Genomic DNA, 26970 nt, shown 5'->3' on the forward strand with positions numbered 1-26970 from the left:
TCGCCCGGTCAGGCCTCGGCGAAGGCGCCGGAGAGCAGGTGGCCCGCGCCGGGGGCGTGGGCCGGCAGGCCGAGAGCGCGCAGCAGTTGGTGGGTGGTGCAGATCGCGGCGGAGACCACCGGCTTGCCGAGCCGCTGCTCGGCCTCCTCGACCGCCGACAGCGACGGCAGCTGCACGCACGCCGACAGCACCACCGCGTCGGCCCGCCCGTGGTCGAGCCCGGCGGCGATCGCCGGGAGCTTGGCCGGGTCGTGGGCGGCGACGTCGAGGTTGTCGGTGATCTCCAGGGCCGCGTGGTCGAGGACCTCGATGCCCTCGTGGCCCAGGTAGTCGACGACCGTGCGGGCCAGCGGCCGCGGATAGGGCGTGACCACGGCGACCCTGCGCGCGCCGAGGGCGTGCAGCCCGGCCACCAGGGCGCCGGCGCTGGTGACGACCGGTGCGGGCGCGCCGTTCTCCGCGGTGCGCCGGTGCAGCCGCTCCTCGGCCTCCCGGTGGTAGCCGGGGCCGGTGGCCATCACCGCGACCAGGCAGGCGTAGCCGAGCACGTCCACCCGGGCGTCGGCGAGTTCGGCGGCGCACCGGTCGGACTCGGCGTCCATGGCGCGCAGCTGTTCGGGGGTGACCCTGGTCATCCGCATCCGGCTGGAGTGGAAGGTGAACCGCTCGGGTGCGACCCGTTCACGGGCCCGCAGCAGGGCCGGCACCTCGGTTTCCATGGTGACGTTGGAGCTCGGGACGATCTGGCCGATCCGGTAGGTGGTGGCCATGGCGGGGACGGTCCTTCCGTGGTCGGGTCGGGTCGGGGGTCGGAGGTCGGGGATCGGCCGGTCAGCGGGCGTCGACCACCGGGTTGGCGAGCGTGCCGATGCCCTCGACGGTCGCCTCGACGAGGTCGCCGGGCTGGAGGAACTGCGGGGGCACCATCCCGGCGCCGACGCCGGACGGCGAGCCGGTGGCGATGACGTCCCCGGGCTCCAGGGTCACGCCGGAGGAGATGTCGGCGATCAGCCGGGCGATCCCGAACAGCATGTGCCGGGTGTTGGACCGCTGCCGCAGCTCGCCGTTGACGCGCAGCGAGAGGTCGAGCCGCTGCGGGTCGGGGATCTCGTCGGCGGTCACCACGACCGGGCCGAACGGCGCGAAGGTGTCCTGGCCCTTGGAGAAGAACCACTGGCCGGAGCGGCGCTGGTCGCGGGCGCTGATGTCGTTGACGATGCTGTAGCCGAAGACGTGCCGCCAGGCGTCGGCCTCGGCCACCCGGAAGGCCGGGGCGCCGATGACGACGGCGAGTTCGCACTCCCAGTCGAGCTGCTCGGTGAGGTCGGCGTTGTGCCGGATCGGCTGTCCGGGACCGGTGACGGCGGTCGAGGGCTTGCTGAACAGCACGGGGCGGTCGGGCAGTTCGCGCTCGGTGTCCAGGGTGCGGTGCGACTCGGCGACGTGCTCGACGTAGTTGAGGCCGACGCCGACGATCTTGCCGGGGCGCAGCGGGGCGCTCAGCGTCACCTCGGTGAGCGCGGGGAGGGAGGCCGCCTCCCCGGCCGCGGCGTCGGCCAGGGCGCGGGCGGTGGCGAGGGCGCGGTCCCCGGCGCGGATCAGTCCGAGCAGGTCGCCGGGCAGGTCGGCGCCGGCGGCCGCGGCCAGCGCGGACAGGTCGGCGACGCGGTCCCCGTCGAGCAGGGCGCCCAGGCGCGGGTCGTCGGTGCCGGGGGTGCGGAAGGTCAACAGGCGCATGGGTGCGGGCTCCTGGTCACGGGGTGGCGGTGGGCTGGTGCCCGTCGTACTCCGGGTAGGCCTCCTCGCGGTACAGGCCGAGCGAGTGCATCACCGGGAAGTCGTTGAAGGAGAACAGGCAGGCGTCCTCGCCGGGGTCGAGGTTCTCGTGCTCGTGCCAGGCCCAGGACGGCACGACGAAGATGTCGCCCTGCTGCCAGGCGAAGCGCTGTCCGGCGATCACCGAGACGCCGCGCCCCTTGGCCGCCGTGTAGACGACGGAGCCGGTGTGCCGGTGGGCGCGGGTGGCCTGGCCGGGGCGCAGCAGTTGGAGGTGGGCGCCCATGGTGGGCATCACCGATCCGCCGGTGACCGGGTTGGTGTACTCCATGATCACGCCGTCGTAGGGCGAGCCCCCGGTGGCGCGGGCGAGTCGGGTGAGCGCGTGGTGGCTGGGCTCCCAGGGCCAGCCGAGCAGCGGGGAGTAGGGACGGGTCCACGTCTCGACGCCGTACGGCAGCAGATTGCCGCCGTACGTCAGCAGGGAGGAGTTCACCACCTCGCCGGGTCGCTGGTACAGCTCCGGGTGCACCTCGTAGAAGTTGGCGTCGAGCATGTTGACCAGCGGGATGTCCAGGCCGTCCTGCCAGATCACCGGGGCGTCGTCGGACTCGTTGCCGTGCTCGTGCCAGGTGCTGTTGGGCGTGATGGCGAAATCGCGCGGGCCGACCTTGAGCTTCTGGCCGTCGACGATCGTCCAGGCGCCGGTGCCCTCGTGGACGAAGCGCAGCGCGGAAGCCTGGTGGCGGTGCGCGGTCATCGCCTCGCCGGGGCCCATGATCTGCAGGCCGGTGTACAGCAGGCCGACGGCGGCGCTGAGTTCGCGCCGTCCGGGGTTGACGAGCATGACCACGCGGCGCCCGGCGTCGTCCGCCGTGACCAGCGGGAGGGCCTTGCGGACCAGCGGGCGCAGGTCGGCGTAGCGCCAGAGCACCGGTACCGACCTCGGCTGGGGGTACCAGGGTTCGATCTCATTGGCGACGGTCCACAGCGCGCCCGCGTCGACCTTCGCCAACTCTTCGTAGTAGGCGGCGAGTTCCGGGTTCTCGGTGACCCGGGATCGGCCGATCCGGTCGTCGTCGTGGGCGGGGTTGCCGGTCATTCCTCCTCCTTCGGAGGGTGCTGGTCGAACGTGAGCGGCCGCAGCGGTCGGTTGTCCACGTGCAGCCGGAAGACGTCGAAGCGGTTGTAGTGGCCGACGATGTCGTGCATCTGCTTGGGCTGCACGCAGCGGCCGAGGTCGATCTCGGCGTAGACGATGCCCTCCTCGTCCACCAGTGGTTCGGTCACCGGGCGCCCGTCGGGTCCGAAGATCCCGGACAACGCGGCGCGCGGGCGCGAGAGTTGCTTGCGCAGCTGCTGGTCCTCGCCCGCGATCTCGGCCACGATGTCCGGCGAGATCGTGGAGCAGGAGACCACCGTGAACACCTTGCCCTCGAAGCAGTGCGCGGCGGCGCGCAGCGCGATCGCCTCCGCCATGTCGTAGTCCTCGGGGGCGACGGGCAGGGCGATGTAGCTCGCGGCATGGACGAGTTCACCCTGCGCGAGGAGGGTGAAGCGGGCGAGCGGGTTGGTGTTCTCGCCGCAGGCGAGCGCGCCGAGCGGGCCGACGGCCGTGCGGTGGACGCGCAGGGTGCTGCCGTCGCCCGGCGTCCAGGTCAGCTTCTCGGCCCAGGTCGGCACCAGTTTGCGGTGGACGCCGATGAGTTCGCCGTCGGCGTCGATGGTCAGCAGGGTGTTGTACAGCGTTCCGAGGCTGTGCGGGCCGCGCTCGTTGACGCCGATCACCAGCACCACGCCGGCCCGCCGGGCGGCGGCGCGCAGCGTGTCGACGTGCGGGCCGGGCACGTCCACCGAGGCGCGGTGGAGCCGCTCGTACCAGGGCGAGCCCTGCACCGGGTTCATCGTCCAGTTCCAGTACGGGTAGCCGGGGACGAACACCTCGGGGAGGACGACGAGCGAGGCGCCGTTCCCGGCCGCCTCGTGGATCAGCGCGACCGCCTTGTCGACGGTGGCGGCGGTGTCCAGGTAGACGGGTGCGGCCTGGACGGCGGCCGCGGTGAAGCGGGGCAGCCGCAGCGCGGCGGCCACGGGCTCGGTCATCGCTCCTCCTGGTGGCGCTCGGGGCCTTCGACGGTTTCGGGGTGCCCGGTGGGGCCCGGGCGTGCGGCGGGGCCGGGCCGCCACCGGCGGTGCACCGGCGGGGCCGGCTCGCGGACCAGCCGCAGCCGCGGCGCCACCCGGTCGGACCCCGGCGTCGGCGGCCGGCGGCTGCCCGGGGCCCACGGCTCGGGCCAGCGCGCGGCGGGGCCCGCGTACCCCTGCTCGGCGGCGGCGTGCAGCGTCCACAGCGGGTCGTACAGCTGGGCCCGGCCGACCGCCACCAGGTCCGCCCGCCCGGCCAGCAGGACCGAGTTGACGTCGTCGTGGTGGGAGATCGCGCCGACCGCGACGGTCGGCAGGCCGGTGGCCAGCCGCACCAGCTCGGCGAACGGCGTCTGGTAGCCGCGCCCGAACGGCGGGCGCTCCTCCGCCACCACCTCCCCGGTGGAGACGTCCACCGCGTCCGCGCCGCCGTCCGCGAGCGCGCGGCAGATCGCGACCGCCTCCGCCTCGCCGGTGCCGCCCGGCGCCCAGTCGCTCGCCGAGATCCGCACCAGCAGCGGCCGCCCGGCCGGCCACGCCGCGCGGACCGCCGCCAGCACCTCCAGCGGCAGCCGCAGCCGGTGGGCGAGCGGGCCGCCGTAGCGGTCGGAGCGCCGGTTGGTGAGCGGCGACAGGAAGCCGGAGGCCAGGTGGCCGTGGCCGAACTGGAGCTCCAGCACGTCGAAACCGGCCCGCGCCGCGCGCTCCGCCGACTCTGCGAAGTCCGCGGCGACGGCGGCGAGTTGGATGTCGTTCGCGGCGTGCGGCAGCGGGCCGTCCGGCGTCCACGGCAGCGGTGAGGCGGCCAGCGGCGGCAGGCCGCTCCCGGCGGGCCCGGCGGTCGCGGCCCGGCGGCCGGCGTGGGTCAGCTGGATCCCGAGCGGGGTGTCGCTCACCGCCCGGACCGCGTCGACGAGTTCGCGCCAGGCCGCCTCCTGCCGGTCGTTCCACAGGCCCGGGCAGTCGGCGACCCGGCCCTCCGGGGAGACGGCCGTCATCCCGGCGAGCACCAGCCCGGCGCCGCCGAGCGCGTGCGCGGTCAGCTGTGCCCGGTCGAAGGCGCTCGGCAGCGCGTCGACGGCCGTGAAGGTGGCCAGCGGCGGCACCACCACCCGGTTGCGCAGCTCCAGCGCGCCCAGCTTCAGCGGCCGGAACATCGGCGGGAGGCGCGGTGTGCCGTCCGCCCCCGCGAAGGCCGCGTCCACCGCCGCGACGAACCCGGGGTCGCGGTCCCGAAGGTTCCCGTAGGTGACCCGGCGGCTGCGGGTGAGCAGGTTGAACGCGAACCGGTCCGGGTCCTGGCCGGTCCGCCGGCCGATCGTCTCGAACCACTCCAGGCTCGCCTGCGCGGCCCGCTGGGTGGACTCCACCACCGGCCGGCGCTCCGCCTCGTACGCCGCCAGCGCGGCGTCCAGCGTGGGCTGTTCGTTCAGGCTCGCGGCGAGCGCCAGGGCGTCCTCCAGGGCCAGCTTGGTGCCCGAGCCGATCGAGAAGTGCGCCGAGTGGGCCGCGTCGCCGAGCAGCACCACGTTCCGGTGCCGCCAGGTGGCGTTGCGCACCGTGGTGAACCGGATCCAGCGGGAGGCGTTCGGGATCAGCCGGTGTCCGTCCAGGTGCCCGGCGAGCAGCTCCGCGCAGCGCCGCACGCTCGCCGTGTCGCTCTCGCCGCGCGCGAACTCCCGTGCGGCCAGGGCCTCGAAGCCCGCCCGCCGCCAGGGCTCCTCGGCCAGCTCCACGATGAACGTCGACCGCTCGGCGCTGTACGGGTAGGCGTGCACCTGGAGCACGCCGAAGTCGAAGCGCTCGACGACGAAGGTGAAGGCGTCGAAGACCCGGTCGGTGGCGAGCCACATGTAGCGGGCGCTCCGCTCGTCCAGCTCCGGCCGGAAGGCCTGGGCGTACGCCGTCCTGGTGCCCGAGTTGATGCCGTCCGCCGCGACCACCAGGTCGTACTCCTCGGCGAGTCGCTCGACCGGCGGGGCGGGCGTGCGGTAGCGGACGTCCACCGCCAGCTCCGCGCAGCGGCGTTGCAGGATCGCGCGCAGCCGGTTGCGGTCCAGTGCCGCGAAGCCGTGGCCGCCGCAGGTGCGCACCCGGCCGGCGTGGCGGACATCGATGTCGCTCCAGCGGGCGAACTCCGCGCTCATCGCGGCGAACACCCGGGGGTCGGCCCCGGCGACGCCGTCCAGCGTCTCGTCGGAGAACACCACGCCGAAGCCGAACTCGTCGTCGCGGCCGTCGCGTTCGAAGACGGTGATCTCCCGCTCGGGTGCCGACTGCCGGGCCAGCGCGGCGAACCAGAGCCCGCCCGGCCCGCCGCCGATCACCGCGACGCGGCCGGCGCCGGCCGTCACCGGATCACCTCCGGCTCCTGGCGTCCGGCGGCGGCCAGCGTGCGGCGCACCTGCTCCGGCCACGGCTCGGCGCCCTTGGCGTGCGGAGCGGCGTGCACCACCGACATCCGCCCGCTGGCGGCCAGGCCGTGCGGCCCGTGCACCTCGAAGGCGTAGTGCAGCGAGGAGCCGCCGACCCGCTCGACCCGCAGCTCGGTGCGGACCACGTCGCCGAACCAGAGCCGCTCGCGGTAGTCCGCCTCGAAGTGCACCCGGGGGATCCGCCCGAACAGCCCGTCCAGGCCCAGCCGGCGCAGCAGCGTCGCCTCGGCGGCCTCGGCCCAGCGCTGGACGGCCGAGAAGTGGTAGTGCCCGGCCGCGTCGGTGTCCGACCACTCGACGCGCCGCTCGGTGCTCACGCTGGCCGGGGCCGCCGCGGGCGCGGTCGGCGCCTCGGCGGCCGTCGCGGGGGCTGTCGCGGGGGCCGCCGTCTGCCGGCGCAGCTCGGCGCGCGCCAGCTTGCCGGTCGCGGTGCGCGGCAGCGCGTCCACGAACTCGACCACGCGCGGGTACTTGTACGGCGCGATGGTGCGCTTCACGTGCTCCTGGAGCTCCCGGACCGCCCCCGGCCCCGCCGCCGCCCCCGCGCGCAGCACCACGTACGCCTTGACCGCGGTGCCGCGCCGCTCGTCCGGCACCCCGACCACCGCGCAGTCGGCGACGTCCGGGTGCTCGGCGAGCACCTGCTCGACCTCCGGGCCGGCGATGTTGTAGCCGGCCGAGACGATCATGTCGTCGTCCCGCGCCTGGTACCAGAAGTAGCCGTCGGCGTCGCGCACATAGGTGTCGCCGGTGAGGTTCCAGCCGCCCCGGACGTAGTCGTGCTGGCGCCGGTCGTGCAGGTAGCGGCAGCCGGTCGGGCCCTTGACGGCGAGCCGCCCGGGCTGCCCGTCGGGCACCGGCCGGCCCTGGTCGTCCAGTATCGCCGCCCGGTAGCCGGGCACCGGCAGTCCGGTCGCGCCGGGCCGGATGTCGGCGTCGGCGGCGGAGATGAACACGTGCAGCAGTTCGGTGGCCCCGATGCCGTCGATCAGCCGCTGCCCGGTGGCGGCCCGGAACGCCTCCCAGACGCTCGCCGGCAGGTGCTCGCCCGCCGACACGCACCGCCGCACTCCGGCCAGCCGGTCGGCCAGCCCGGCGGCGAGGATCGCCCGGTAGGCCGTCGGCGCGGTGAACAGCACGCTCACCCCGTGCCGGTGGACCTGCTCGGCGAGCTGCTCGGGCGTGGCCCGCTCCAGCAGCAGGGTGGCGGCGCCGGCCCGCAGCGGGAAGACCGCGAGGCCGCCGAGCCCGAAGGTGAAGGCGAGCGGCGGGGTGCCGCCGAACAGGTCCTCGGGGGTGGGGCGCAGCAGGTGGCGGGAGAAGGTGTCGGCGTTGGCCAGGACGTCCCGGTGGAAGTGCATGGTCGCCTTGGGGCGGCCGGTGGTGCCGGAGGTGAAGGCGATCAGCGCGACGTCGTCGGCGGCCGTCGGCACGGCGGCGAATCCGGCGCCTCCGCTCAGTCCCTCGCGCCCGCTCAGTCCCTCGGGCCCGGCCGGGCCGTAGGGCACGACGGTCAGTCCCGGTGTCCCGGCCTTCTCCAGTTCCGCCAGGAACCGCTCGTCGCAGAGCGCCACCACCGGCCGGGAGATCGCGTGCACGGTGCTCAGCTCGCCGGCGCGCAGCAGCGGCATCGTGGTCACGACCACCCCGCCCGCCTTCAGTACTCCGAGCCAACAGGCCACCAGCCACGGTGCGTTGGGCCCGCGCAGTAACACCCGGTTGCCGGGCACCACCCCGAGCCGCCCGGTCAGCAGCCGGGCCACGGCGTCCGCGCGCTCCCGCAGCTCGCCGTACGTCCACTGCCCGCCCGGCGTGACCAGGCACCGCCGGTCGGGCCCGTACCGCTCGATCGTCGCGTCGAGCAGCTCGTGCGCGCAGTTCAGCCGGTCCGGATACGCCAACTCCGGGAGATCGAACAGGAATTCGGGCCACTCGTCGAGCGGCGGAAGGTTGTCGCGACAGAACGTGTCCACGTGCGCAGAGGGCGAGAGCTCCATGGGCGGGCCACCTCATCGGGCGAGCGGGGAGTGAGGCAAGTATCGCGCTTCGGTGACGCCAGTCAAGAGAGCGATACACGCATTCGGCCCAGCCCGCACCCCGCGCGCCCACCGGGTCGGCCCCGCCGCGGCGCGACCGGCAGCCCCCGCCCGGCCGCACCGGCACCGCCGTCCACCGCCGGTGCGGGGACCGCCCGCGGGTCGATGCGCGGCGATCGGCGATCGGCGCTCCCGCGACCAGGAGAACGGGCGAGGCGATGACGACCCCCGCGTGGACCAGCCGTCGGGCGGTGATCAGCTCGGCCGTCTCGTCGTGGCGCACCACCACCGTGCGCCGCCCCGCCGCTCCACCGCGTGTCTCAGCCCGCGCGCAGCCACCGCAGGGCGGCTTCGGCGGCGTGGGCGCCGCACATGCCGTGGGCGCCGGGGCCGGGCGGGGTGGCGGCGGAGCAGAGGTAGTGGCCGGGGAGGCCGGTGGCATAGGGATGGAGGGTGGGGCGGGGGCCGAGGAGCAACTGGCGGACGTCCTTGGCGCCGGTCATGATGTCGCCGCCGACGAAGTTGGGGTTGTCGGCGGCGAAGTCGGCCGTCCGGCGGACGGCCAGGCCGATGATCCGCTCGCGGAAGCCGGGGGCGAAGCGTTCGATCTGGGCGGTGATCGCCTCGGTGGCGTCGCCGGTGTAGCCGTTCGGCACATGGGCGTAGGTCCAGAGCGGGTGGACGTCGCCGACGGAGCGCCGGGGGTCGGCGAGGTACTGCTGGCCGACCAGGACGAACGGGCGCCGCGGCATCCGCCCGGCGGCGACGGCGCGCTCGGCGGCGGCGAGTTCGGCGAAGGTGCCGCCGAGGTGGACGGTGCCGGCGCGGCGGGCGGCTTCGGCCGTCCAGGGGACGCCGCCCTCGACGGCGAAGTCGACCTTGAAGGCGCCGGGCCCGTGGCGGAAGCGGCGGTAGGCGCGGGCGGCGTGCGGCGGCAGGCGGTCACCGAGGATCTCGGCGACGGCGCCGGGCGCGAGGTCGTACAGGACGAGGTCGGCGGGCGGGAGTTGGGCGGCCGAGCGGATCCGGACGCCGGTCTCGACGGTGCCGCCCAGCTCGGCGAGCAGCGCGACCAGCGCCCGGGTGATCGCCCCCGACCCGCCGGCGGCCACCGCCCAGCCGTACCGGTGCCCCGAGGTGAGCAGCCCGAGCCCGATCGCCGCGCTCAGCGGCCGGTGCAGCGGCTGGAACGCGTGCGCCGCCGCCCCGCCGAACAGCGCCCGCGCCCGCTCGCCGGAGAACGCCCGCGCCAGGACGGCGGCCGGGAGCAGGGCGGGCAGCCCGAACCGGGCGAGCCGCAGCGGACGGCGCGGCAGGCGCAGCAGCGGGCCCATGATGTCGGGCGCGAGCCGGTCGTAGCCGGCGACCGGCCCCTCGAACAGCTGCCGCCACCGCCGCCCGTCGGCGCCGCCCAGCCCGGCGGCCGTGTCGGCCACCGACCGGTGGAGGACACCGGCCGTGCCGTCGTCCAGCGGGTGCGCGCAGTCGATCTCCGGCAGTCGGAACTCCAGCCCGAACCGCTCCAGCCCGAGCCCCCGCAGGAACGGCGAGCCGATGGTCATCGGGTGGACGGCCGAGCAGTGGTCGTGCAGCAGCCCGGGCACGATCGCCTCGCCGCTGCGCGCCCCGCCGCCCACCTCCCCGGCGGCCTCCAGCAGGGTCACCCGCACCCCCGCCTGCGCCAGGCGCACAGCGGCGGCGAGCCCGTTGGGGCCGCCGCCCACCACCACCGCAGTACTCATGCGGTCAGCATCCCGCATCCGCCCGCCCTCAGCGCTGCGGCACCTCGCACCCGTCCGGGCCGCAGGCCGCCCCGTCGGTCCCACCGACGCCGACCAGCGGCAGGACCGTCCGGCTCTCCCACGCCTGCTCCAGCGCCGCCGTGAAGGTCTCCGCCGGCTGGGCGCCCGAGACCCCGAGCCGGCGGTCGAACACGAAGAACGGGACGCCGGTCGCGCCCATGGCACTCGCCGTCGCCTCGTCCTCGCGCACCGCGTCGGCGTACGCCTCCCGGTCGGCCAGCACCCGCGCCGCCTCCGCACCGTCCAGCCCGGCCTCGACGGCCAGTTCCACCAGCCGCTTCGGCGCGAAGGCGGAGGCCTCCTCGGCGAAGTTGGCCCGGTAGAGCAGGTCGAGGAGGACGGCCTGCCGGCCGTGCTCGGCGGCGAAGTGGAGCAGCCGGTGCATGTCGAAGGAGTTCGCGGCGTCCCGCCCCGCGCGGAGGTAGGCCAGCCCCTCCGCCTGCGCGTTGTCCGCGATCCGCTGCTCCGCCGCCTCCGCCTGCTCCAGCCCCATCCCGTACTTGGCGGCGATCAGCGGCACCACCGGCCGGGGCCGGTGCGGCGCCCCGGGGTCGAGCTCGAAGGAGCGGTGGACGACCTCGACCTCGGCCCGGTGGGGGAAGCCCTCCAGGGCCCGCTCGAACCGCGCCTTGCCGATGTAGCACCACGGGCAGTTGATGTCGCTCCAGATCTCGACGCGCACGGGGCCGCTCCTGTCCTCGGTCGTGCGGGGCCTTCCCGCACCGCCGGGAGGGACAACACGGTCGAGGGCCTGGATATTTCTCCCTGTGAAGCATTTGTGGCTTCAGAGGCAGATCCAGCAGTAGAGGTCCTCGTCGGCCTCCCGCGCGCGACGCGCCAGCCCGGCCAGGTCCTCGACCAGCGGCCGCAGATCCTCGCCGTCCGTGGTGCCGAGTTCCTCCGACTCCGCCGCCCACCGGGCGCTGACGGCCGGGACCTCGGCGTCGGCGAGGTCCGCCAGGGTGTCCCGCGCGGCGCGGTCCAGCCGCATGACCCACGGCCCGGTCGCCCAGGGGTCGTCCTCGTCGGCGGGCCCCTCCCGGCCGGGCGGGGGCGTGGTCGGCCACACCGGCGTCCCGCCGACCAGGTCGACCGCCCACTCCACCTGGCGCACGACGGCTATCAGCTGCCCCAGGACGACGTCCGGGTCCACGCCCTTCGCCTCGACCCCGTCGAACACCGGCCGCGCCCCACCGACCGGCGACCCGCTCTCGGGGTCCTCGATCGCGGCGAGCACGGCGGCGTCGTCGGCGGCGCGGAAGTAGTCGGTCAGCACGCCCATGGTCGGTGGTTCCTGTCTGCTCGGTTCTGCGCGGTTCTGCTCGGTGGTTTCGGTGCGGAGGCAGTCGATCAGACGCCACTGACATCGATGCGGCCCGCGCCGTCGAACCTCCCCGCGCTGAACGGGTGAACGGCCCCGCGGGCGGGCGTTTCGTCCACGAAGCGGCGCTGCCACGACTGTAACTTCCGGTTCCGACCGATCCGTTGTGCGCCCCGCTCCGCCCACCCCCTGGAGGACACGCCCCCATGCGCTCCCGCAACCTCGCCGCCCTCGCCCTGGCGGCCGCCCTGCTGTCGACCGGAACGGTCGCCGTCCAGAGCGCGGCCGCCGACGACCTCGAATGCCCGCGCGAGCAGTACCGCCCGACCCCTGAGGACCTGCTGAAGTACTACTGCGGCTTCAAGGAGTTGGGCCCCAAGGAGCCGGAGAAGCTGCCCGCCCACAAGCTGCTCGACGACTGGAACCGGACCGGCGGCCTGCGGCCGGGGCAGTTCCTCTCCTGGTACCGCGACGGCCTCAACTGGAAGTACCCGGGGGAGGAAGGCTTCGAGGACAAGGGCGGCACCATCGACAAGGCGGTCGTCGAACTCGTGAAGGACACCAAGCTCGACCGCTTCGGCGACACCGGCGGCCGCTTCCTCTCCAACGCCGGCACGTCCTACCCCCAGCGCGCCCTGCCGCCGGACAGCCTCAACCCCATCGTCAAGGACGGCGCGGAGCAGGACAGCTACCACTGCTACATCGTGCTGAAGCCGTTCAAGGTCCAGCAGGGCCACATCGCCGCCGCGTTCAACCAGCCCGGCGGCGGTGTCCAGCAGATGCTGGACAAGACCATCGAACCGGACGCCACCAACGTGCAGAACCTCCTGGACAAGGAGTTCCTGGGCGTCCGGGACATCTCGGAGTGCCTGCCCACGTAGCCCCGCCGTCCGGCCTCGCCCACCCCGCTCAGGGGCCGTCGGCCCGTTCGGCGGCGGGGTGGGTGAGGCGCCGGAAGAGGGCGCGGATATTGCCGGTGTAGAGGTAGGCGTCCTCGTTGGTGTGCTGCCCAGGCCCGAAGGACCGGACCGGGGTGAAGTCGGTGGTGACAGCCTTTCCCAAGCGGGCCCGCACCATCTCCAGGACGGTCATGGAGACGACGAGGCTCGTGAGGGGAGTGGAGGGGCCGGCCGGCGCCCTGTTGAGCCGGACGCCCAGCTCCCAGCCCCAGGGCACCTGGTCGTGGTCCAGGCCGGCGTACATGGCCAGGTCGAGCGTCCGCTGTGCACGCGGCCGTCCCCACAGCTTTGTGATCACGGTCCCGACCGCTGCCAAGGGGTCCGGCGCGCCGGTGATCGTGAGGCGGAGATCGGTTCCGGGGAAGGTGACTTCGGCGTTGACCGTGGGGTCGTCCGCAAGGTCGAGCAGGATCTCCGCGACTGCCGCGCGCTCGTCCTCCGCGTCGGCTCCCGCCACATGGACGGCCAGGTGCAGCGGATTCGTCGCCCACATGTCGGCGATGAGGCGGACCAGCCGTTCGAAAGCGGCGCGTTGGTGCTCGGGCACCCTGTCGCCGGGTCGCGGATGGTTGCTGTCCAGTTTGAGCCGGAGGTATTCCATGAACCACAGCTCACTGCCGCCGTCGTCGTCCCGGCGGAAGAGGTCGAGCATGGTGTCCACGACAGTGGCCAGGTCCTCGAAACGGCGTGTGCGAATCAGGAGCGACACCAGAGGAGTCGCGAACGTGAGGGCGGCGTCGACGCTGTCGTGGAATGCGGTGTAGCGGACCAGCGGGATCAGGACGGCACGCTCCGCCTCCAGCCAGGCGAGGACCTGCTCGGACGAGCGGAAGCGCGCGGCAGACTTTCCCTGGTCGAGGTAGTCGGCGGCATTCTCCGTCGTCGAGCCGTAGTGCGTCAGCAGGCGACGGGTGGCGTCCGCGTGCTCGTTGGTGTCCCTCGTGCGCAGGCTGATGGCGTAGAGCGTGACCAGCGGATGGACCGACCACCGGCCCCAGCTCGGGGCGGCGTCGACGAGGTGGGTGAGGGCCAGTTCGCTCAGGAGGTCCTCGGTGAGCTGGACGTCGAGGTCGGCGAGGCAGGCCGCGGCCTCCGTGGTCAGGTCGCTGTGGGGGAACACGGAGAGCAGCCGGAAGAGCCGGGCCTGATCGTCCGGCAGTTGCGCGTACGAGGCGTCGAGGGCGGCTCGCAGGCTCCGGTCCGAGCGGCTCAGCCGGTCGAGCCGGACGTGCGGGTCGCTCAGCCGCTCGACCAGGGAGGCCAGCGGGCGGGTGGGGGAGTCGGCCAGCAGGTCGGCGCAGATGGTGAGCGCCAGCGGCAGGCCGCCGCACAGCTCCGCGAGGGCTCGGGCCAGGTCGGGGGCGTCGGTGAGCCGCCGGTCGTCCCCCCGGCGCGCCCGGAGGCGGTTCGCCAGGAGCGCGACCGATTCCTCGGCGGACAACACGCCCACGTCGAACAGCCGCGCCTCCAGCGACAGGGTGGTCCGGGAGCTGACGAGGGCAGTGATGGGGCCGTCGGCCGGCAGCAGCGGTTCGACCTGGGCGGCGCTCGCCGCGTTGTCGAGGACCAGGAGGACGGGTCCGTTCTCGCGGGCGACTGCGGCAAGGCTGCTCCGGTAGAGGGTGGTTCGGTCCTGGTGATCCTCCGGTACGACTCCGAGGGCGCGGACGAGAGAGTTCATGAGCTGCTCGGCGGTGAGCGGGGCACCGGCCCGGTTGCCCGCCAGGTCGAGGTACAGGACTCCGCCTGGGTACCAGCCGCGTTCCACGGCCAGGGCCGCGGCGTGGAGGACGAGTTCCGACTTCCCGACACCGGGCAGACCGGACACCAGGGCCGTGCGGTTGGGGCGGGCGCCCGGTTCGACGGGCGTCAGGAAGCCGGTCAGCTCGGCGATTTCCTCCTCGCGACCGGTGAAGGCGCCGGACCTGGCGGGCAGGGGCGCCATGGGGATGCGCGGCGGGAGGTGAAGGTCTACGGTCCCGGCCTGGACGACGGATCCGTGGACGGTGCCCCCGATGATCGAGTTCCACGTGTCGGGCGCGGCCACGGCGTCCGCCAGCGCGGACGCGACATCCGCGTCGAGGTTGCGCGCGGCCAGTTGGCCGGGGACGCGCGGCAGCCGTCGGGCCAGCCTCCGGAGCGCCTGCTCCTGGCGGAGGTCGTCGGGGTCGCGAGCCTGGCCCAGGCGCCCCGTCAGCTCCTCGAAGACCTCCTCCTCGTCGAGCGCGCGCACCGGGACGATCACGGCCTCCGGGTGCCGCCAGGTGCCGACGGCCTCGGTCGTGACAATGACGCAGCCTCTGCCGCTGGTGGGCACGAAGAAGGGAAGCCGGGCGCGGCCCACCCAGGCACCCCGGGGGACGCCGTCGAGGACGACGAGCCAGTCCTGGTGCCGGGCCAACTGCTCCCACAGTCCGTCGAGGGAGGATTCGTCGAAAAGGGCGCCGTTCGGGGAGACAGCGTTCCACAGTCGCCCGAGTCTCAGCTCCAAGGAGCCGGGTCGGCGGGCGTCGATCCAGTGGACAAACGGGTGCCGTCCGTCGTGGGCACGGACGTACTCCTGGACGATCCGACGGCGCCCCATCCCACGGGCGCCGGTGAGGATCACCACTGCGGGTCGCTCCGGCTCGGTGGCCGGCCGGGTGAGCGCGAAGGCCGCCTCCAGCGCCGCAAGTTCCCGGCGCCGCCCGATCATCACCGGGGGATCGGGCGGGCTCTGAATGGGCGGCACCGGCTCCAGCAGGTCGAGCCTGACCGCCGGAACGACCGGCACGCCCCCCGCCCCACCGCCCGGCGTGCGCCCCACCGCCCCGGCGAGCTGCCCGGCGACCTCCGTGTACCGCCCGCCGGCGCCCGCCAGGACCGCCAGCGCGACCTCCGCGAACGGCAGGCTCTGCTCCGGCAGCGGCGCGCCGTCCCCGCCGACCGTGGCGAGGGCGCGGAAGTCGAGCGTCCCGCCGAAGGTCGCCGCGACCCGGCCGGACACCTTGGCGAGGACGTGCGCCAGCACGTGCACGGACTCGGTGCGGGTCAGCTCGGCGAGGAGTTCCTCGCGCACGCCGGGCCGGAAGTCGTAGACCTGCTCGTCCGGGTCCTCGGCGGCCTCGCCGCGCGCTCGGAGCAGGCCGGAGACGAACAGCTCCGCGAGGTCCGTCTGCCCGGACTCCGGGACGGTGGCCCGCTGGACCAGCCGCATCACCGGCAGGCTCAGCGGCGCCGCCGACAGGTGGCAGGCCAGCCGGTACGCCGTCGGCGAGCTGCCGGCCCGGAAGCGGGCGACGCGCTCGGCGGGCGCGGCCGGGTCCTCGGCGGGGCCGGCCGGCCGCTGCGGGCGCGGTACGCCGCCGAGCGGGGCGGCGAGCATCGGCGTCCAGCCGGAGGTGCGGCCGGCGGTGAGCCCGACCCACGGGGCGAGCCAGTCGGCGTCGACCTCCAGGACGGGCAGCCAGCGCACCCGGGACCGTTCGGCGGCGCCCCGGGCGCCGCGCGGGACGCCGGGCAGCGCGGCCTCCGAACGGAAGGCGGGCACCGGCCGGCCCGCGCCGGAGGCGCGCGCCTCCACCGGAGCGGTGCGCAGGGCGGTGCGGTGCCACAGGCGCCGGGGCAGCACCTGGAGTGCGGCGGCCGGCCGGGTGGCCGCGGCCTTCGCCAGGAAGGCGGGGAGCGTCGGCCCGTACCAGGCCGGGCCGACGCCGTCGGTGAGCACGAGCAGGATCCGCCGGCCGGTCGGGTCGTCGAGCGGCCGGGACCAGCCGGTGCGGGGGACGGCGGCCTCCGCCGAGCGGCGGCGGTGGAACGGGGCGAGCGTCGGTTCCTCCCCGTCCGTGCCGAGCGCCCAGCAGCGCACGTCGGCGAACGCGCCGTGCCGCTCCAGCAGGGTGGCCAGCTCGCCGCCGAGCCGGTGCCAGACGGCCATGGTGGCGCCGACGTCCACCAGCAGGTCGACCGAGAAGCGAGGCCGCCGGACGGGCCGCCGGACCGGGATCCGGATGCCGGTCTCGGCGGTGGCCTCGGCGGTCGCCTCCTCGTCGAGGTCGAGGCCGAGGCGCCCGGGCGCGTCGACGAGCCGCCGCAGCGGGCGCAGCGCCCGGGCCAGGGCGAGCGGGCCGTCGAGCGCGGGGGGCTGCGCGACCTGGACGGCGTGGCCGCCGGGCGCGCCGTGGCCGCCCGGTCCGGGCGGGCCGCCGCGGGTGTGCAGGGCGGCCCGTGCGTCGGAGGACGGCGTACCGGCCGGTGCCGCCGGGTCGGACCCGGCCGGGTGGGGCGGAGCGGGGGCCGGGAGGAGGGACGGCGCGGTGTCCGCGGCGGACGGCGGTCGCGGCCGGTCGTCGTCGGTCGGCACCGGCGGTCCGCCGTCCGGCCCGGGCAGCGGATCGAGACCGGCGAGCCGGGCGATCCACAGGACGTCCGCGAGGTCGTCGGCCGTGGGCGGCCCGCCGTCCGCCGGGCGGAGCAGACCGGCGAGCGCCTCCCTCAGGCCGTCCTGCGACGACGGGTCCACGGCCGGCTCAGCTCTCGTTGAGCGGACGGAGCAGGTCGTCGTGGAGGACCTTCTTCCCCCGTCCGCCGTCCCCGAGGCCGCGCCCGGCCATCAGCAGGGCGTTCAGCAACTGGTCGTTGGCCAGCTCGGCGCCGTCCTCGCGCCGGCGGAGGAACTCGGTGATCAGCGCGGCGGTCTGCTCGCTGCCGCCCACGGCCTCGCCGAGGTGGGCGGTGACCATCGCGGTGAGCCGCTCGGCGGTGGGCGGCTGGATCTCCAGCCGGACGCATCGCCGCAGCAGGGCGGCCGGGAACTCGCGCTCGCCGTTGCTGGTCAGGACGACCAGCGGGAAGTCCGCGCAGCGCACCACCCCGCCGTCCACCTCCGCCGTCCCGCCGTGGTCGGCGGTGCCGACCCGGTGGACGCCCGGGCCGAGCCGGACCAGCTCCGGGATCTCGAACTCGCCCTCCTCGAAGACGTTCAGCAGGTCGTTGGGCAGGTCGAGGTCACCCTTGTCGATCTCGTCGATCAGCAGCACCCGGGGCGTCCGCCAGGGGAGCAGTGCCGTGCCCAGCGGCCCTAGCCGCAGGAACTGTCCGATCGCGGGCGACTGCTCCTCCGCCGCGCGGAGGTCGTCCGCCGGGGGACTTCCGGCCGGGCGGTGGTTCCCCATCCGGAACGCGTACACGACGGCGTCCGCCCTCCCCAGGCCGACGCCGGACAGGCTGCGGGGGAGAAGCCCGAGCGCGTCCTCCGCATGCGCCTCGCCCGGTCGGGGGACCGCGAGGAGGCCCACTCCGGACGCCGTCTCGCGCCGCAGCCCGGCCTCGTGCAGCCGGCCGATCGCGTCGTAGCTGTACAGGCCGTCGCGCAGGGTGGAGCGGCTGGTGATCGGCCAGCGCAGCACCGGGCCGAGGCCCAGTTCGTGGGCGACGGCGTACGCCAGTGTCGACTTGCCGACACCGGGCTTGCCGGTGACGAGCAGCGGCCGCCGCAGGTGCAGGGCGAGGTTGACCAGGTCCACCTCCCGCTCGTCCGCCCGGTAGGCGGCGGCCTGCCGGGCCTTGCCGAGCCGGCGGGCCGTCACGGCCGCGGCGTCCTCGGCCGGCAGGTCCTGGCAGGCGGCGGACGGGGCGCCGAAGGCGCGCCAGACCGGTGCCCCGGGGAGCCGGTCGATCCCGTCGTGCGGGACGCCGGTGCCCCGGTAGATCCGCCAGTCCTCGGCCATGTCTGCTCCTGCCTCGCCGTGCGTGGTCCCGGGTCCGCGGTTGTCGCCGGTCATCCGACGATCCCCGGGAACGGGCTGTCCTGGTCCGGGTCCACGCAGTCCGGGTCCTCCCAGAGCAGCGTGACGTCGTGCTGCGGGTCCGCGCGGCCGCGGTGCTGCCTGCGGTACCGGTGGACGGTGTCGGGCAGGTCGGCCAGGCAGGCCGGCCGGTACTCGCGCAGGGCCTTGACGAGCGTGTCGGCGTCGCCGGCCACCCGCCGCCAGAGCAGCACGGGCATGCCGTCGAGGTACATCGCGTCGTCCACGGCGTACTGGACGTCGGCGTGTAGCTGGTCGTACGGCACGTCGAGGCCCAGGCAGGCGAGGGAGGGGCGCCGGGCGAGCCAGTCCGGCAGCTCGGCGACCAGCGCCGGGTCGAGCGGGGGCCAGCCGATCCCGTCGAGGGCGTCGGCCTGCTCGGGGTCGGCCACCAGGCCGGCGAGCCGCTCCCACCGTGCCTGCCAGGCGGCGAAGTTGACCAGGGGGTCGGTGTACCGTTCGAGCGAGCGGACCACCACCGGGTGGTGCTGGCCGAGCGGCCGCCCGGTCGGGCCGGAGCACCACCGTTCGGCCGCGTGGCCGAGCATCGAACGGGGGAGCAGGAACTCGATCCGGACGGCCCTGCCGCGGATCTCCCGGGCCAGCTCCGTCCACCCGGCGAGCGCGGTGCTGCCGACGGCGACCAGCTCGCTGCGGGTGATCGATCCGGTGGCCGGCAGACCGTCGGCGCGCTCGAACCGCCCTCCGGCGAGCGGCTGGCGGTAGTAGGCCAGGCGCAGGCGGTACCGGGTCTCGCCCGCGTGCTCGGGGGTCTCCTCGTCCAGCCGGATCTGGACGATCAGCCGGTCCCGGGAGGCGGCCGGCACCGGCGCCCGGCCGCCGAATGCGTCCACGAACCGCCGCAGCGCCGGGAGTTCGGCGCACCGGGTGACGGCCGGATCGGCGCCGAGCGCGCGGAGGAAGCCGGTGAGCGGGCCGAGGACGTCGGGGCCGCGCGGGTCGACCAGCCGGGCCAGGATCTCCGGCAGGCGCTCCTCGCCGGCGAGGATCCGCAGCCCGCCGGTGTTCTCGGGGACGTGGCGGTGGAGCCCGGGAAGCTCCGGGAGGCCGCGCAACTCGTCGATCACCGCGAGCAGTTCACCGCTGTGCGGTTCGGGGGCGCGGACCAGGACCAGCGTGGTGAGGTCCAGCCAGGGCCGGGCGCGGTCGTCGGGGGCCAGCGTGTGCAGCGTGTCGCGCAGGGACTCCAGCGCGGCCCGGGGGTCGTCGCGGGTCGCGACGACGTCGACCAGGTTCCAGACGTGGGTACGCGGTTGGCCGTCCTCGGCGATGTCCGCCTCGATGCCCGCCGTCGCGGGCGACCGTCCCAGGAGGGCCACCACCCGCTGCCGGAACCTCTGTTCGGGCATCTGCCGGAAGCCGAGCAGGACGGCGACCAGCAGGCCGTCCGCCTGCGCGGACCAGGGTCTCGGAGCCGGTGCGGCCTCCGCCGCTCCGCTCATACGCGCTCCCGGCCGCCGACCGACCGGTCGACCAGCGTGCGCAGGCCGTCGAGGGCCCCGTCGTCCGGGGCGAGCTCCTCCAGCGCGGCGACCAGCGCCCGCAGCGCGACCCGTCCGTCGCGGAAGCTCCGGCAGCCGTCCACGATGCTGTGCAGGTGGAGCCGCTGCTCGGGGAGTTCGTCCGCCTCGAAGGCGTACCGCAGACCGAGCCGCCGGCCCATCGCGTCCAGCAGCAGGAACCGCCCGTCGGAGCGGCGCAGCAGTCGGAAGTCCATCAGGGCGGCGACCAGTTCGCCGTCGCTCGGCGGCGCGGCGGGCGGTTCCGGCGGCCGGCCGGCCGCGTCGACGGCCGCCTGGGCGCCCACGTCGACGCCCGCCTCGCCGAGCAGCGCGGCCAGTGCGCCGACCGGGGTGAACCAGCCGCCCTCGTCGCGCTGGTAGGAACGGCTGCCCTTGAGGACGCCGCGCACCAGGCCGTCCGCCCCGACCAGCATGCTGCCGCTGTGGCCGTCGCGGATGCCGTCCCCGCGCACGCCCACGAAGTCCGCCGCGCGGCCGATCACCCGCAGCGCGAGGGTGTCGGGCTGGGCGCCGCGGCCGGGGGTGTGGGTGGAGTACCCGAGGGCGGTGAGGACGGTGTCCGGCTCGGCCTCCTCGGCGGCGAGCCGGGCCACGGGGTGGCCGGTCCAGCCGGGCACGGGGAGCAGGGCGAGATCCGGGAACGGGTGGAACCTCCCGGAGTCGCCCTGCGCCGGCGCCCGCCGGATGCGGTCGGCCGCGACCTCGTGGTCGCCGGACGCGTGCCGGACCCGCACCGGGTCCGCCGGCGCCGCCGCGAGGAGGACGTGTGCGGCGGTGACGGCTAGGCCCGGGGCCACCAGGAAGCCGCTGCCGCGGAAGGAGCCGGCGATGTCGACGGTGACGGTGCAGCCGCGCAGGGCCTCGGCCTCGGCGAGACCGATCCGTGCGGTGGTGCTCACTCGGTGTCGGCCGGGGTGCTCGGCGGGGCGGCCGGCCGGCGGCGCCGCTCGGCGAGGTCCCAGGAGAGCCGGACGGTGAGGCCGGCCTCGCTGCCGGCCTCGGCGATGACGCCCAGGAGCTGTCCCGACTTGACCGCCAGCTTGAGGCCGAACTCGACCTCGAACGCGTCGGGGGCGCCGGCCGCGTCCTGCACGATGCTCTCGGCCGCCCAGCGTCCCAGCCCCTGAACGGTGTTGCGCACCTCGTCGAGGGTCAGCACCACGGCCGATCCCAGCTGTGCGGCGGCCCGCCGGCCCGCGCGGAAGGCGGCGTCCCCGGAGTCGTCCGCCTCGCCCGGAGCCGCCTCCGGCTGCTGGAAGTTCACCTCGCCGATCACCTCGGCCCGGACGGTCGTGCCGTCCCCGAGATCGATCGTCACCGTTTCGGCCACCGGGCCCCGCCCCTTTGAAGATCCGCTCCGACGGTCCATCAGAATACCCGTCCCGCAGGGCAGTCGGGCCGGTACGCCGAAGTCGGGCGCCGCGGGGGGGGGGGAGTCCGGGCAGGACTGCGTCCGCCGGGTGCCCGGAATCCTGGCCGTCCGGAGGATCCGCCACGGCGGCGGGCCGCCGGCCTGTCGGGCCCCTCAGGCGTCGGTGGGCAGGGCGCGGGCGGGGTGGACCGGCGGTGCGGTGCGGGGGTGGGCGGGCAGCGGCAGGGCGAGGGCGGCGCCGGAGGCGGCGGGCAGGGCGAGCGCGGCGGCGGCCTCCTCCGGCAGGTCGCGCAGGCCGAGCAGCCCGGCGGAGAGCCGGGCGGTGGCGCGGTGCCAGTCGCCGATCCGCCGCATCAGGGTGTGGCCGGTGCCCGTGACGGTGTAGCCGCAGACCCGGGCCCCGGCGGCGCGGCCGCGGGCGGCGAAGGCCCGGGTGTCGGCGGGGGAGGTGACCCGGTCGAGATCGCCGTGCAGCATCAGGACGTCGCGGCCGGCCAGCTGCTCGCACGGGTCCTCGGCGGGGCACCACGGGGCGAGCGCGACGACGCCGGTGACCGTGGGGTGGCCCGCCGCGTGCAGGGCGGCCCGGCCCCCCATCGAGTGGCCGACCAGGACGGTCGGCACCGGCCCCAGCTCCTCGGCGAGGTCGTCGAGCGCGGCGACGGCGTCCCGGGCGGCGTCGGCCCGCTCGCCGTTCCAGCCCCGGTGGCGGTAGCGGACGGCGCCGACCGCCACACCCGCGCCCGCCGTCTCGCGGCGCAGCGCGCGCACGAAGCCGGCCATCCGCAGGCCGGGCAGGTTCAGCGGGCCGGGCCGGGCGAGGCCGTGCTCCTGGCCGCCGTGCAGGACCAGCACCGCGGCGCCCGGCCGCTCCGGCAGCCGGTGCCAGACCAGCGCCCGGTGTCCGCCGCCGCCCGTACGGTTGTCGCTCACGTCGTCCGCTCCCCGCCCGTCTGCCGTCTGCCGTGTGGACCGCCACTGTACGGCCGTCGCGCGGACGACGGAGGTCCCGGGCGGCAGCGGCCGGTTCACCCGGCGGGGCCAGCGCGGGCCGCCGGGGCGTGCGGGCCCCCGGGCGGCCTGCTATCCACGAGGAGTGGGGGGTCCCCGCGCCGTTCCCGGTGCGGTGTCGCCGAGTGGAGGACTCCCGTGGCCCAGCAGCTCGCCCTGTCCGTCGACTTCGGCTCCGGCTTCACCGAGGCCTGGTCGAAGGTCGCCAAGTTCATTCCCCAGTTCATCGCCTTCCTGGCGATCCTGGTCATCGGCTGGTTCGTCGCCAAGGCGATCGCCAGGCTGCTCGACCGCGTGCTGCGCCGGATCGGCTCCGAGCGAGTGGCCGAGCGGTCCGGGATCGCCCGGCACCTGGAGGGCTCGAAGTACGACCTGACCGGGATCGTCAGCAAGATCGTCTACTACGCGATCCTGCTGATGGCCCTGCAGCTGGCGTTCGGCGTCTTCGGCCCGAACCCGATCAGCGTGATGATCAACGGCATCGTCGCCTGGCTGCCGAGGGGCATCGTCGCGGTCGTCATCGTGGTCGTCGCGATGGCCATCGCCAACGCCGTGCGCGACATCGTGCAGAACGCGCTCTCCGGCGCGGCGTACGGGCGGACGGTGGCCACCATCGCCTGGGCGTTCATCGTCCTGCTGGGTGTGGTCGCGGCGCTCGGGCAGGCCGGGATCGCCACCGCGATCACCGGACCGGTGCTGGTCGCGGTGCTGGCCTCGATCGCCGGCGTCCTGATCGTCGGCGTCGGAGGCGGCCTGATCATCCCGATGCGGCAGCGCTGGGAGCGCTGGCTCTCCAGCGCCGAGCAGGAGACCGCCAAGCTGCGCGGCAGCGCCTACCAGGCCGGCCGCTCGGACGCGCTGGCCAACCAGCCGGCCCGGCCGACCACCAAGGCCACCCCGCCGGCCCCGGGGATCGACCCCGGGCGGCCGGGCGAGCAGCCGGGCTGACCCGCGCGCGCCGCTCAGGCCGCGAGCAGGCCGTCCTGCCGGACCAGCCAGCAGATCGCGGTCAGCCGGTGCACCGCGTAGTCGTACCCGACCGGTTCGCGCCAGCCGATCTCGGCGAGCGCGTCGAGGAAGCCCAGCGCGTAGTCGGACAACTCCTCACGGTCCAGGGGCCGGGGCAGCAGCTCCGGCCCCTGGTCGTACAGCAGCCGGCGCAGCTCGGCGGCGTGCTGGTCGACCGCCGCGGTGAAGCCGGGCTCGAAGGCGAACTCGGCGAGCCGGGGCGTGAAGGCGGCGACGATCCCGGGCAGCGGACAGCCGGCCGGGCGGTTGCGCGGATCGGGGGAGTCGTCGGGGGAGCCCCGGTGCGACTCGTCGGGCGTGGCGAACATCCGTCCACGGTAGGCGAGCCCGGGAGCGGCTCCCGCCGAGCGGGCCGGTTCCGGGCTGAGACCTTGGCCACGCCGGCGGTCCGCCGCCGCTCCCGGGGCGCCGGTTCGGCGGAGCCCTTCTGACCGCGGCGCGGTCCGTACCAGAATGGCCGGTATGGATCTCCGCATCTTCACCGAACCCCAGCAGGGCGCGAGCTACGACACCCTCCTCCGGGTGGCCCGTACCGCCGAGGAGCTGGGGGCCTTCAGCGCCTTCTTCCGTTCCGACCACTACCTCAGGATGGGCGGGGTCAGCGGCCTGCCGGGCCCGACCGACGCGTGGATCACGCTGGCCGGCCTCGCCCGCGAGACCAGCACCATCCGCCTCGGCACCCTGATGACCGCCGCCACCTTCCGACTGCCCGGCGTGCTCGCCATCCAGGTCGCCCAGGTCGACGCGATGAGCGGCGGCCGGGTCGAGTTCGGCCTCGGCGCGGGCTGGTACGAGCAGGAGCACACCGCCTACGGCATCCCCTTCCCCAAGGAGAAGTTCGGGCGGCTGGAGGAGCAGCTGGAGATCGTCACCGGTCTCTGGAGCACCGAGCCGGGCGAGACCTTCGACTTCGCCGGGACGTACTACCGGCTGAGCGAGTCGCCGGCGCTGCCCAAGCCCGTCCAGGCGAAGATCCCGGTCCTGGTCGGCGGCACCGGCCCGACCCGCACCCCGGCGCTGGCCGCCCGCTTCGCCGACGAGTTCAACCTGCCGTTCGTCTCCGAGGCGGACACCGCCGCCCAGTTCGGCCGGGTCCGCGAGGCGGTCGAGAAGGCCGGCCGCAAGGCCGACGACCTGGTCTACTCCAACGCGCTGGTGGTCTGCGTCGGGCGCGACGACGCCGAGGTGGCCCGCCGGGCCGCCGTGATCGGCCGCGAGGTCGACGAGCTGAAGGCCAACGGCCTGGCCGGCACCCCGGACGAGGTGGTGGAGAAGATCGGCCGGTACGCCGCCGTCGGCTCCCAGCGGATCTACCTGCAGGTCCTGGACCTGGAGGACCTCGACCACCTGGAGCTGATCGCCTCCCGGATCGCCCCGCAGCTCGGCTGAACGGCCCGTCCCGCGGCCGCCTGTAACGGTCCCGGTGCGTTTCTGTGACGCACCTGGGGCGGTAAAGGGCTCGGCCCGGACCCGCTCTGACCATTAGTCTTTACTCTCTCTTGAAGGGGGAAGGCTCTTCGGGAGGCGGGTCCGGGAGAGCCCGGGCCGGCGGGGAGGCAGGGGATTTCGATGGCGGACGCACAGGTCTCCAGGACGGTTCTCGACCGGGCGGCCGACGGGCGGCCGACGGTCCCGGCGCCCCGGACCGGCTGCCCGGAGGTCGCGGCCGAGCCGGCCGCCGGCGTGCTGCGGCCGCGCGGCCTGGAGGACCTGCGGCACGCCCGGTCCGGCCGGGGCCGGCCCACCGCGCTGCACTACCCGGCGGGCGACCTGCTGGTGGTCTCCGGGCTGCCGGGAAGCGGCAAGAGCACGCTGATGCGCCGCTGCGTGCGCGCCCCGCTGGTCGATTCGCAGCTGGTCCGCGAGGAGTACGGGGCCAGGGTGCCCTCCTGGCTGCCGTACGCGGTGTACCGCCCGCTGGTGCGGATCGCGCACTACCGGCGGCTGCGGAGCGCGGTGCGGGCGGGCGGCCCGCTCACCGTGCACGACTGCGGGGCGGTGCCGTACGTGCGGCAGTGGCTGGCCCGGGAGGCCGAGCGGCAGGGGCGGCGGGTGCACCTGATCCTGCTGGACACCACCGCCGAGGAGGCCCGCGACGGCCAGCGCGCCCGCGGGCAGTCGGTCTCCGCGTACGCCTTCGCCCGGCACCGGGAGGCCGCCCGGCGGCTGCGCTCCCGGCTGGCCGGGACGGGCCGCCCGCCCGCCGGATGTGCGTCGGCCGTGGTACTCGACCGGGCCGGTGCGCGTGCCCTGCGGGAGATCGTCTTCGTGGCGTCGTAGTCTCGGCAAGGCGGTCCGGGTGTCCGGTTCATCCCGTTCGTCCCGTCCCGCCGGCCGCCGCACCGCTGAGCGGGGCAGACGGGGTGTCACGTTTCGGACAGGCCGGGGCCGGTACTGTGCGCAGGCGCGCGACGGGAAATGCTCATGTGCGGCGAGGTCGGACCGCTCAAACTTCCGGATTTTGTCTGATTTGTCGTTAGAAGTTCCAGGCCGGAACACATCTGACGCGTACACGCAACCCTGCGTAGCCTGTGGCACGGCGGCCCCCTCAATCGCCGTCCCCCACCACCTCCCCAGGAGCGCAGATGCGTCGTTCCGCCCGTGTCCCCTCGCGTGCCCCCGGCCGATTCCTCGGCGCGGCGGCCGTCGTCGCCGCCCTCGGCCTCACCCAGTTCGCGGCCCCCACCGCGCTCACCGCCGCCGGGGCGCCGGCCCAGGGTCCGTCCGCCACCGCCTGCGCCGGCGAGACCTCCCAGGACGCCGCGGCCCGCAAGCCCGCCGGCGGCGCCGCCGGCCAGGAGCCCAACGCCGTCAACGAGGCGCAGGCCAAGGCGATGGACGCGGACCTCCAGGCCCGGCTCGCCCAGCTGGCGCACTCGCCGCAGGGCGGCGCCCTGGTCGCGCCCGGCGCGCTGGCCGCCACCACGACCATCCCGGTCTACGTGCACGTCGTGCACTCCGGCGCCACCGGCAAGCTGTCGGCCACCACCATCGCCCGGCAGATCGACGTCCTCAACGCCGCGTACGGCGGCCAGGGCAGCGGCAACACCGTGAGCCAGTTCCGCTTCCAGCTGGTCGCCACCGACTACACCGACAACGCCACCTGGTACAACGGCGTCTCCCCGGGCTCCAGCGCCGAGAAGGCGATGAAGACCGCGCTGCGCAAGGGCGGGGCGAGCGCCCTCAACCTTTACAGCGCCAAGCTCGGCCAGTCGCTGCTCGGCTGGGCGACCTTCCCGAGCTCCTACCGGTCCAACCCGACCGACGACGGCGTCGTCATCCTCGACTCCTCGTTCCCCGGCGGCTCGGCCACCAACTACAACGAGGGCGACACCGCCACCCACGAGGTCGGCCACTGGCTCGGGCTCTACCACACCTTCCAGGGCGGCTGCAGCGGCCAGGGCGACTACGTCGCCGACACTCCGGCCGAGGCGAGCGCCGCCTACCAGTGCCCGGCCGGCCGGGACACCTGCACGTCCACCGGTGTCGACCCGATCCACAACTTCATGGACTACACCTACGACTCCTGCATGACGCAGTTCACCCCCGGTCAGGTCGCCCGGATGTCCAACTCCTGGGCCGCCTACCGGGCCTGACGGCCCCCGGGCCGGACCTCGAAACCCTGGCGGGGGGGGGGGGGGGGGGGCGCCCCCCCCCCCCCCCCCCCGGGGGGGGGGGGGGGGGCCCGCCCGGGGGGGGGGGGGGGGGGCAAAAAAAAGGGGGGGGGTTTTTTTTTGGGGGGGGGGGAACCCAG

General features: G+C 75.2%; 21 protein-coding genes and 1 pseudogene. 5 read left to right on the forward strand and 17 right to left on the reverse strand.

Annotated elements, in window-relative coordinates:
- Positions 1-8: 8 nt before the first annotated feature.
- The 10 genes and pseudogenes from ACFC0B_RS10525 to ACFC0B_RS10570 all read right to left on the reverse strand — a co-directional run bounded on the left by ACFC0B_RS10525 (position 9) and on the right by ACFC0B_RS10570 (position 11476).
- Positions 9-770 carry an Asp/Glu racemase gene (locus ACFC0B_RS10525; RefSeq protein WP_376084587.1) on the reverse strand — a complete coding sequence of 254 codons (762 nt, stop codon included), beginning with the start codon at positions 768-770 and terminating at the stop codon, positions 9-11.
- Between the two features lie 61 nt (positions 771-831).
- Entirely contained in the window at positions 832-1737 is a 906-nt protein-coding gene (locus tag ACFC0B_RS10530) for a fumarylacetoacetate hydrolase family protein (protein ID WP_376084589.1), read from the reverse strand.
- 16 nt (positions 1738-1753) lie between these two features.
- Entirely contained in the window at positions 1754-2878 is a 1125-nt protein-coding gene (locus ACFC0B_RS10535; RefSeq protein WP_376084590.1) for a cupin domain-containing protein, read from the reverse strand.
- Positions 2875-3879, reverse strand: coding sequence for a carbon-nitrogen hydrolase family protein (locus ACFC0B_RS10540; RefSeq protein ID WP_376084592.1), 1005 nt, complete (start codon positions 3877-3879; stop codon positions 2875-2877). The genes ACFC0B_RS10535 and ACFC0B_RS10540 overlap by 4 nt, the downstream gene beginning before the upstream one ends.
- Positions 3876-6275: an FAD-dependent monooxygenase gene (locus tag ACFC0B_RS10545; protein WP_376084594.1), complete on the reverse strand. Its 2400-nt coding sequence runs from the start codon at positions 6273-6275 to the stop codon at positions 3876-3878. Before ACFC0B_RS10545 ends, ACFC0B_RS10540 begins: the two co-directional genes overlap by 4 nt.
- The gene (locus ACFC0B_RS10550) at positions 6272-6673 is read right to left on the reverse strand and encodes an acyl-CoA thioesterase (protein WP_376085104.1); all 402 of its coding nucleotides are present in this window, start codon (positions 6671-6673) and stop codon (positions 6272-6274) included. The genes ACFC0B_RS10545 and ACFC0B_RS10550 overlap by 4 nt, the downstream gene beginning before the upstream one ends.
- A 57-nt stretch (positions 6674-6730) precedes the next feature.
- A pseudogene (locus ACFC0B_RS10555) lies at positions 6731-8353 on the reverse strand (AMP-binding protein); the annotation flags it as partial.
- A gap of 359 nt (positions 8354-8712) precedes the next feature.
- Positions 8713-10134 (reverse strand): phytoene desaturase family protein, encoded by a 1422-nt coding sequence (locus ACFC0B_RS10560; RefSeq protein ID WP_376084596.1) that lies wholly within the window; start codon positions 10132-10134, stop codon positions 8713-8715.
- A gap of 28 nt (positions 10135-10162) precedes the next feature.
- A complete protein-coding gene (locus ACFC0B_RS10565; RefSeq protein WP_376084598.1) occupies positions 10163-10876 on the reverse strand; it encodes a DsbA family oxidoreductase in 714 nt (237 codons plus the stop codon).
- 102 nt (positions 10877-10978) lie between these two features.
- Positions 10979-11476, reverse strand: a complete 498-nt coding sequence (locus tag ACFC0B_RS10570) for a hypothetical protein (RefSeq protein WP_376084600.1) — start codon at positions 11474-11476, stop codon at positions 10979-10981.
- A 245-nt stretch (positions 11477-11721) separates the two neighbouring features.
- On the opposite strand from ACFC0B_RS10570, the gene ACFC0B_RS10575 reads away from it, so the two are divergent.
- Entirely contained in the window at positions 11722-12396 is a 675-nt protein-coding gene (locus tag ACFC0B_RS10575) for a TNT domain-containing protein (RefSeq protein ID WP_376084602.1), read from the forward strand.
- Positions 12397-12424: 28 nt separating this feature from the next.
- Here the strand turns inward: ACFC0B_RS10575 and ACFC0B_RS10580 are convergent, their stop codons facing one another.
- The 6 genes from ACFC0B_RS10580 to ACFC0B_RS10605 all read right to left on the reverse strand — a co-directional run bounded on the left by ACFC0B_RS10580 (position 12425) and on the right by ACFC0B_RS10605 (position 22109).
- The gene (locus ACFC0B_RS10580; RefSeq protein ID WP_376084604.1) at positions 12425-16975 is read right to left on the reverse strand and encodes an SAV_2336 N-terminal domain-related protein; all 4551 of its coding nucleotides are present in this window, start codon (positions 16973-16975) and stop codon (positions 12425-12427) included.
- A 7-nt stretch (positions 16976-16982) separates the two neighbouring features.
- Positions 16983-18182 carry an AAA family ATPase gene (locus ACFC0B_RS10585; protein WP_376084606.1) on the reverse strand — a complete coding sequence of 400 codons (1200 nt, stop codon included), beginning with the start codon at positions 18180-18182 and terminating at the stop codon, positions 16983-16985.
- A 50-nt stretch (positions 18183-18232) separates the two neighbouring features.
- Positions 18233-19723 (reverse strand): hypothetical protein, encoded by a 1491-nt coding sequence (locus ACFC0B_RS10590; protein WP_376084607.1) that lies wholly within the window; start codon positions 19721-19723, stop codon positions 18233-18235.
- Positions 19720-20703 carry a trypsin-like peptidase domain-containing protein gene (locus ACFC0B_RS10595; RefSeq protein WP_376084609.1) on the reverse strand — a complete coding sequence of 328 codons (984 nt, stop codon included), beginning with the start codon at positions 20701-20703 and terminating at the stop codon, positions 19720-19722. The genes ACFC0B_RS10590 and ACFC0B_RS10595 overlap by 4 nt, the downstream gene beginning before the upstream one ends.
- The gene (locus tag ACFC0B_RS10600) at positions 20700-21134 is read right to left on the reverse strand and encodes a CU044_2847 family protein (protein ID WP_376084610.1); all 435 of its coding nucleotides are present in this window, start codon (positions 21132-21134) and stop codon (positions 20700-20702) included. The genes ACFC0B_RS10595 and ACFC0B_RS10600 overlap by 4 nt, the downstream gene beginning before the upstream one ends.
- A gap of 195 nt (positions 21135-21329) precedes the next feature.
- Positions 21330-22109, reverse strand: a complete 780-nt coding sequence (locus ACFC0B_RS10605; RefSeq protein WP_376084612.1) for a serine aminopeptidase domain-containing protein — start codon at positions 22107-22109, stop codon at positions 21330-21332.
- 216 nt (positions 22110-22325) lie between these two features.
- On the opposite strand from ACFC0B_RS10605, the gene ACFC0B_RS10610 reads away from it, so the two are divergent.
- The gene (locus tag ACFC0B_RS10610; protein ID WP_376084613.1) at positions 22326-23135 is read left to right on the forward strand and encodes a hypothetical protein; all 810 of its coding nucleotides are present in this window, start codon (positions 22326-22328) and stop codon (positions 23133-23135) included.
- Positions 23136-23149: 14 nt separating this feature from the next.
- Here ACFC0B_RS10610 and ACFC0B_RS10615 read toward each other — a convergent pair whose 3' ends face one another.
- Positions 23150-23524 (reverse strand): DUF6401 family natural product biosynthesis protein, encoded by a 375-nt coding sequence (locus ACFC0B_RS10615; RefSeq protein ID WP_376084615.1) that lies wholly within the window; start codon positions 23522-23524, stop codon positions 23150-23152.
- Between the two features lie 154 nt (positions 23525-23678).
- Between ACFC0B_RS10615 and ACFC0B_RS10620 the strand changes: the two genes are divergently transcribed.
- From ACFC0B_RS10620 to ACFC0B_RS10630, 3 genes are all read left to right on the forward strand, one after another.
- Positions 23679-24605 carry an LLM class F420-dependent oxidoreductase gene (locus ACFC0B_RS10620; protein WP_376084616.1) on the forward strand — a complete coding sequence of 309 codons (927 nt, stop codon included), beginning with the start codon at positions 23679-23681 and terminating at the stop codon, positions 24603-24605.
- 180 nt (positions 24606-24785) lie between these two features.
- The gene (locus tag ACFC0B_RS10625) at positions 24786-25496 is read left to right on the forward strand and encodes an AAA family ATPase (RefSeq protein WP_376084618.1); all 711 of its coding nucleotides are present in this window, start codon (positions 24786-24788) and stop codon (positions 25494-25496) included.
- A 305-nt stretch (positions 25497-25801) separates the two neighbouring features.
- Positions 25802-26812 carry a zinc metalloprotease gene (locus ACFC0B_RS10630; protein WP_376084619.1) on the forward strand — a complete coding sequence of 337 codons (1011 nt, stop codon included), beginning with the start codon at positions 25802-25804 and terminating at the stop codon, positions 26810-26812.
- Positions 26813-26970 lie beyond the last annotated feature (158 nt).

This window comes from Kitasatospora sp. NPDC056184 (genome assembly GCF_042268405.1).
In the GTDB taxonomy this organism is placed as follows: Bacteria; Actinomycetota; Actinomycetes; order Streptomycetales; family Streptomycetaceae; genus Kitasatospora.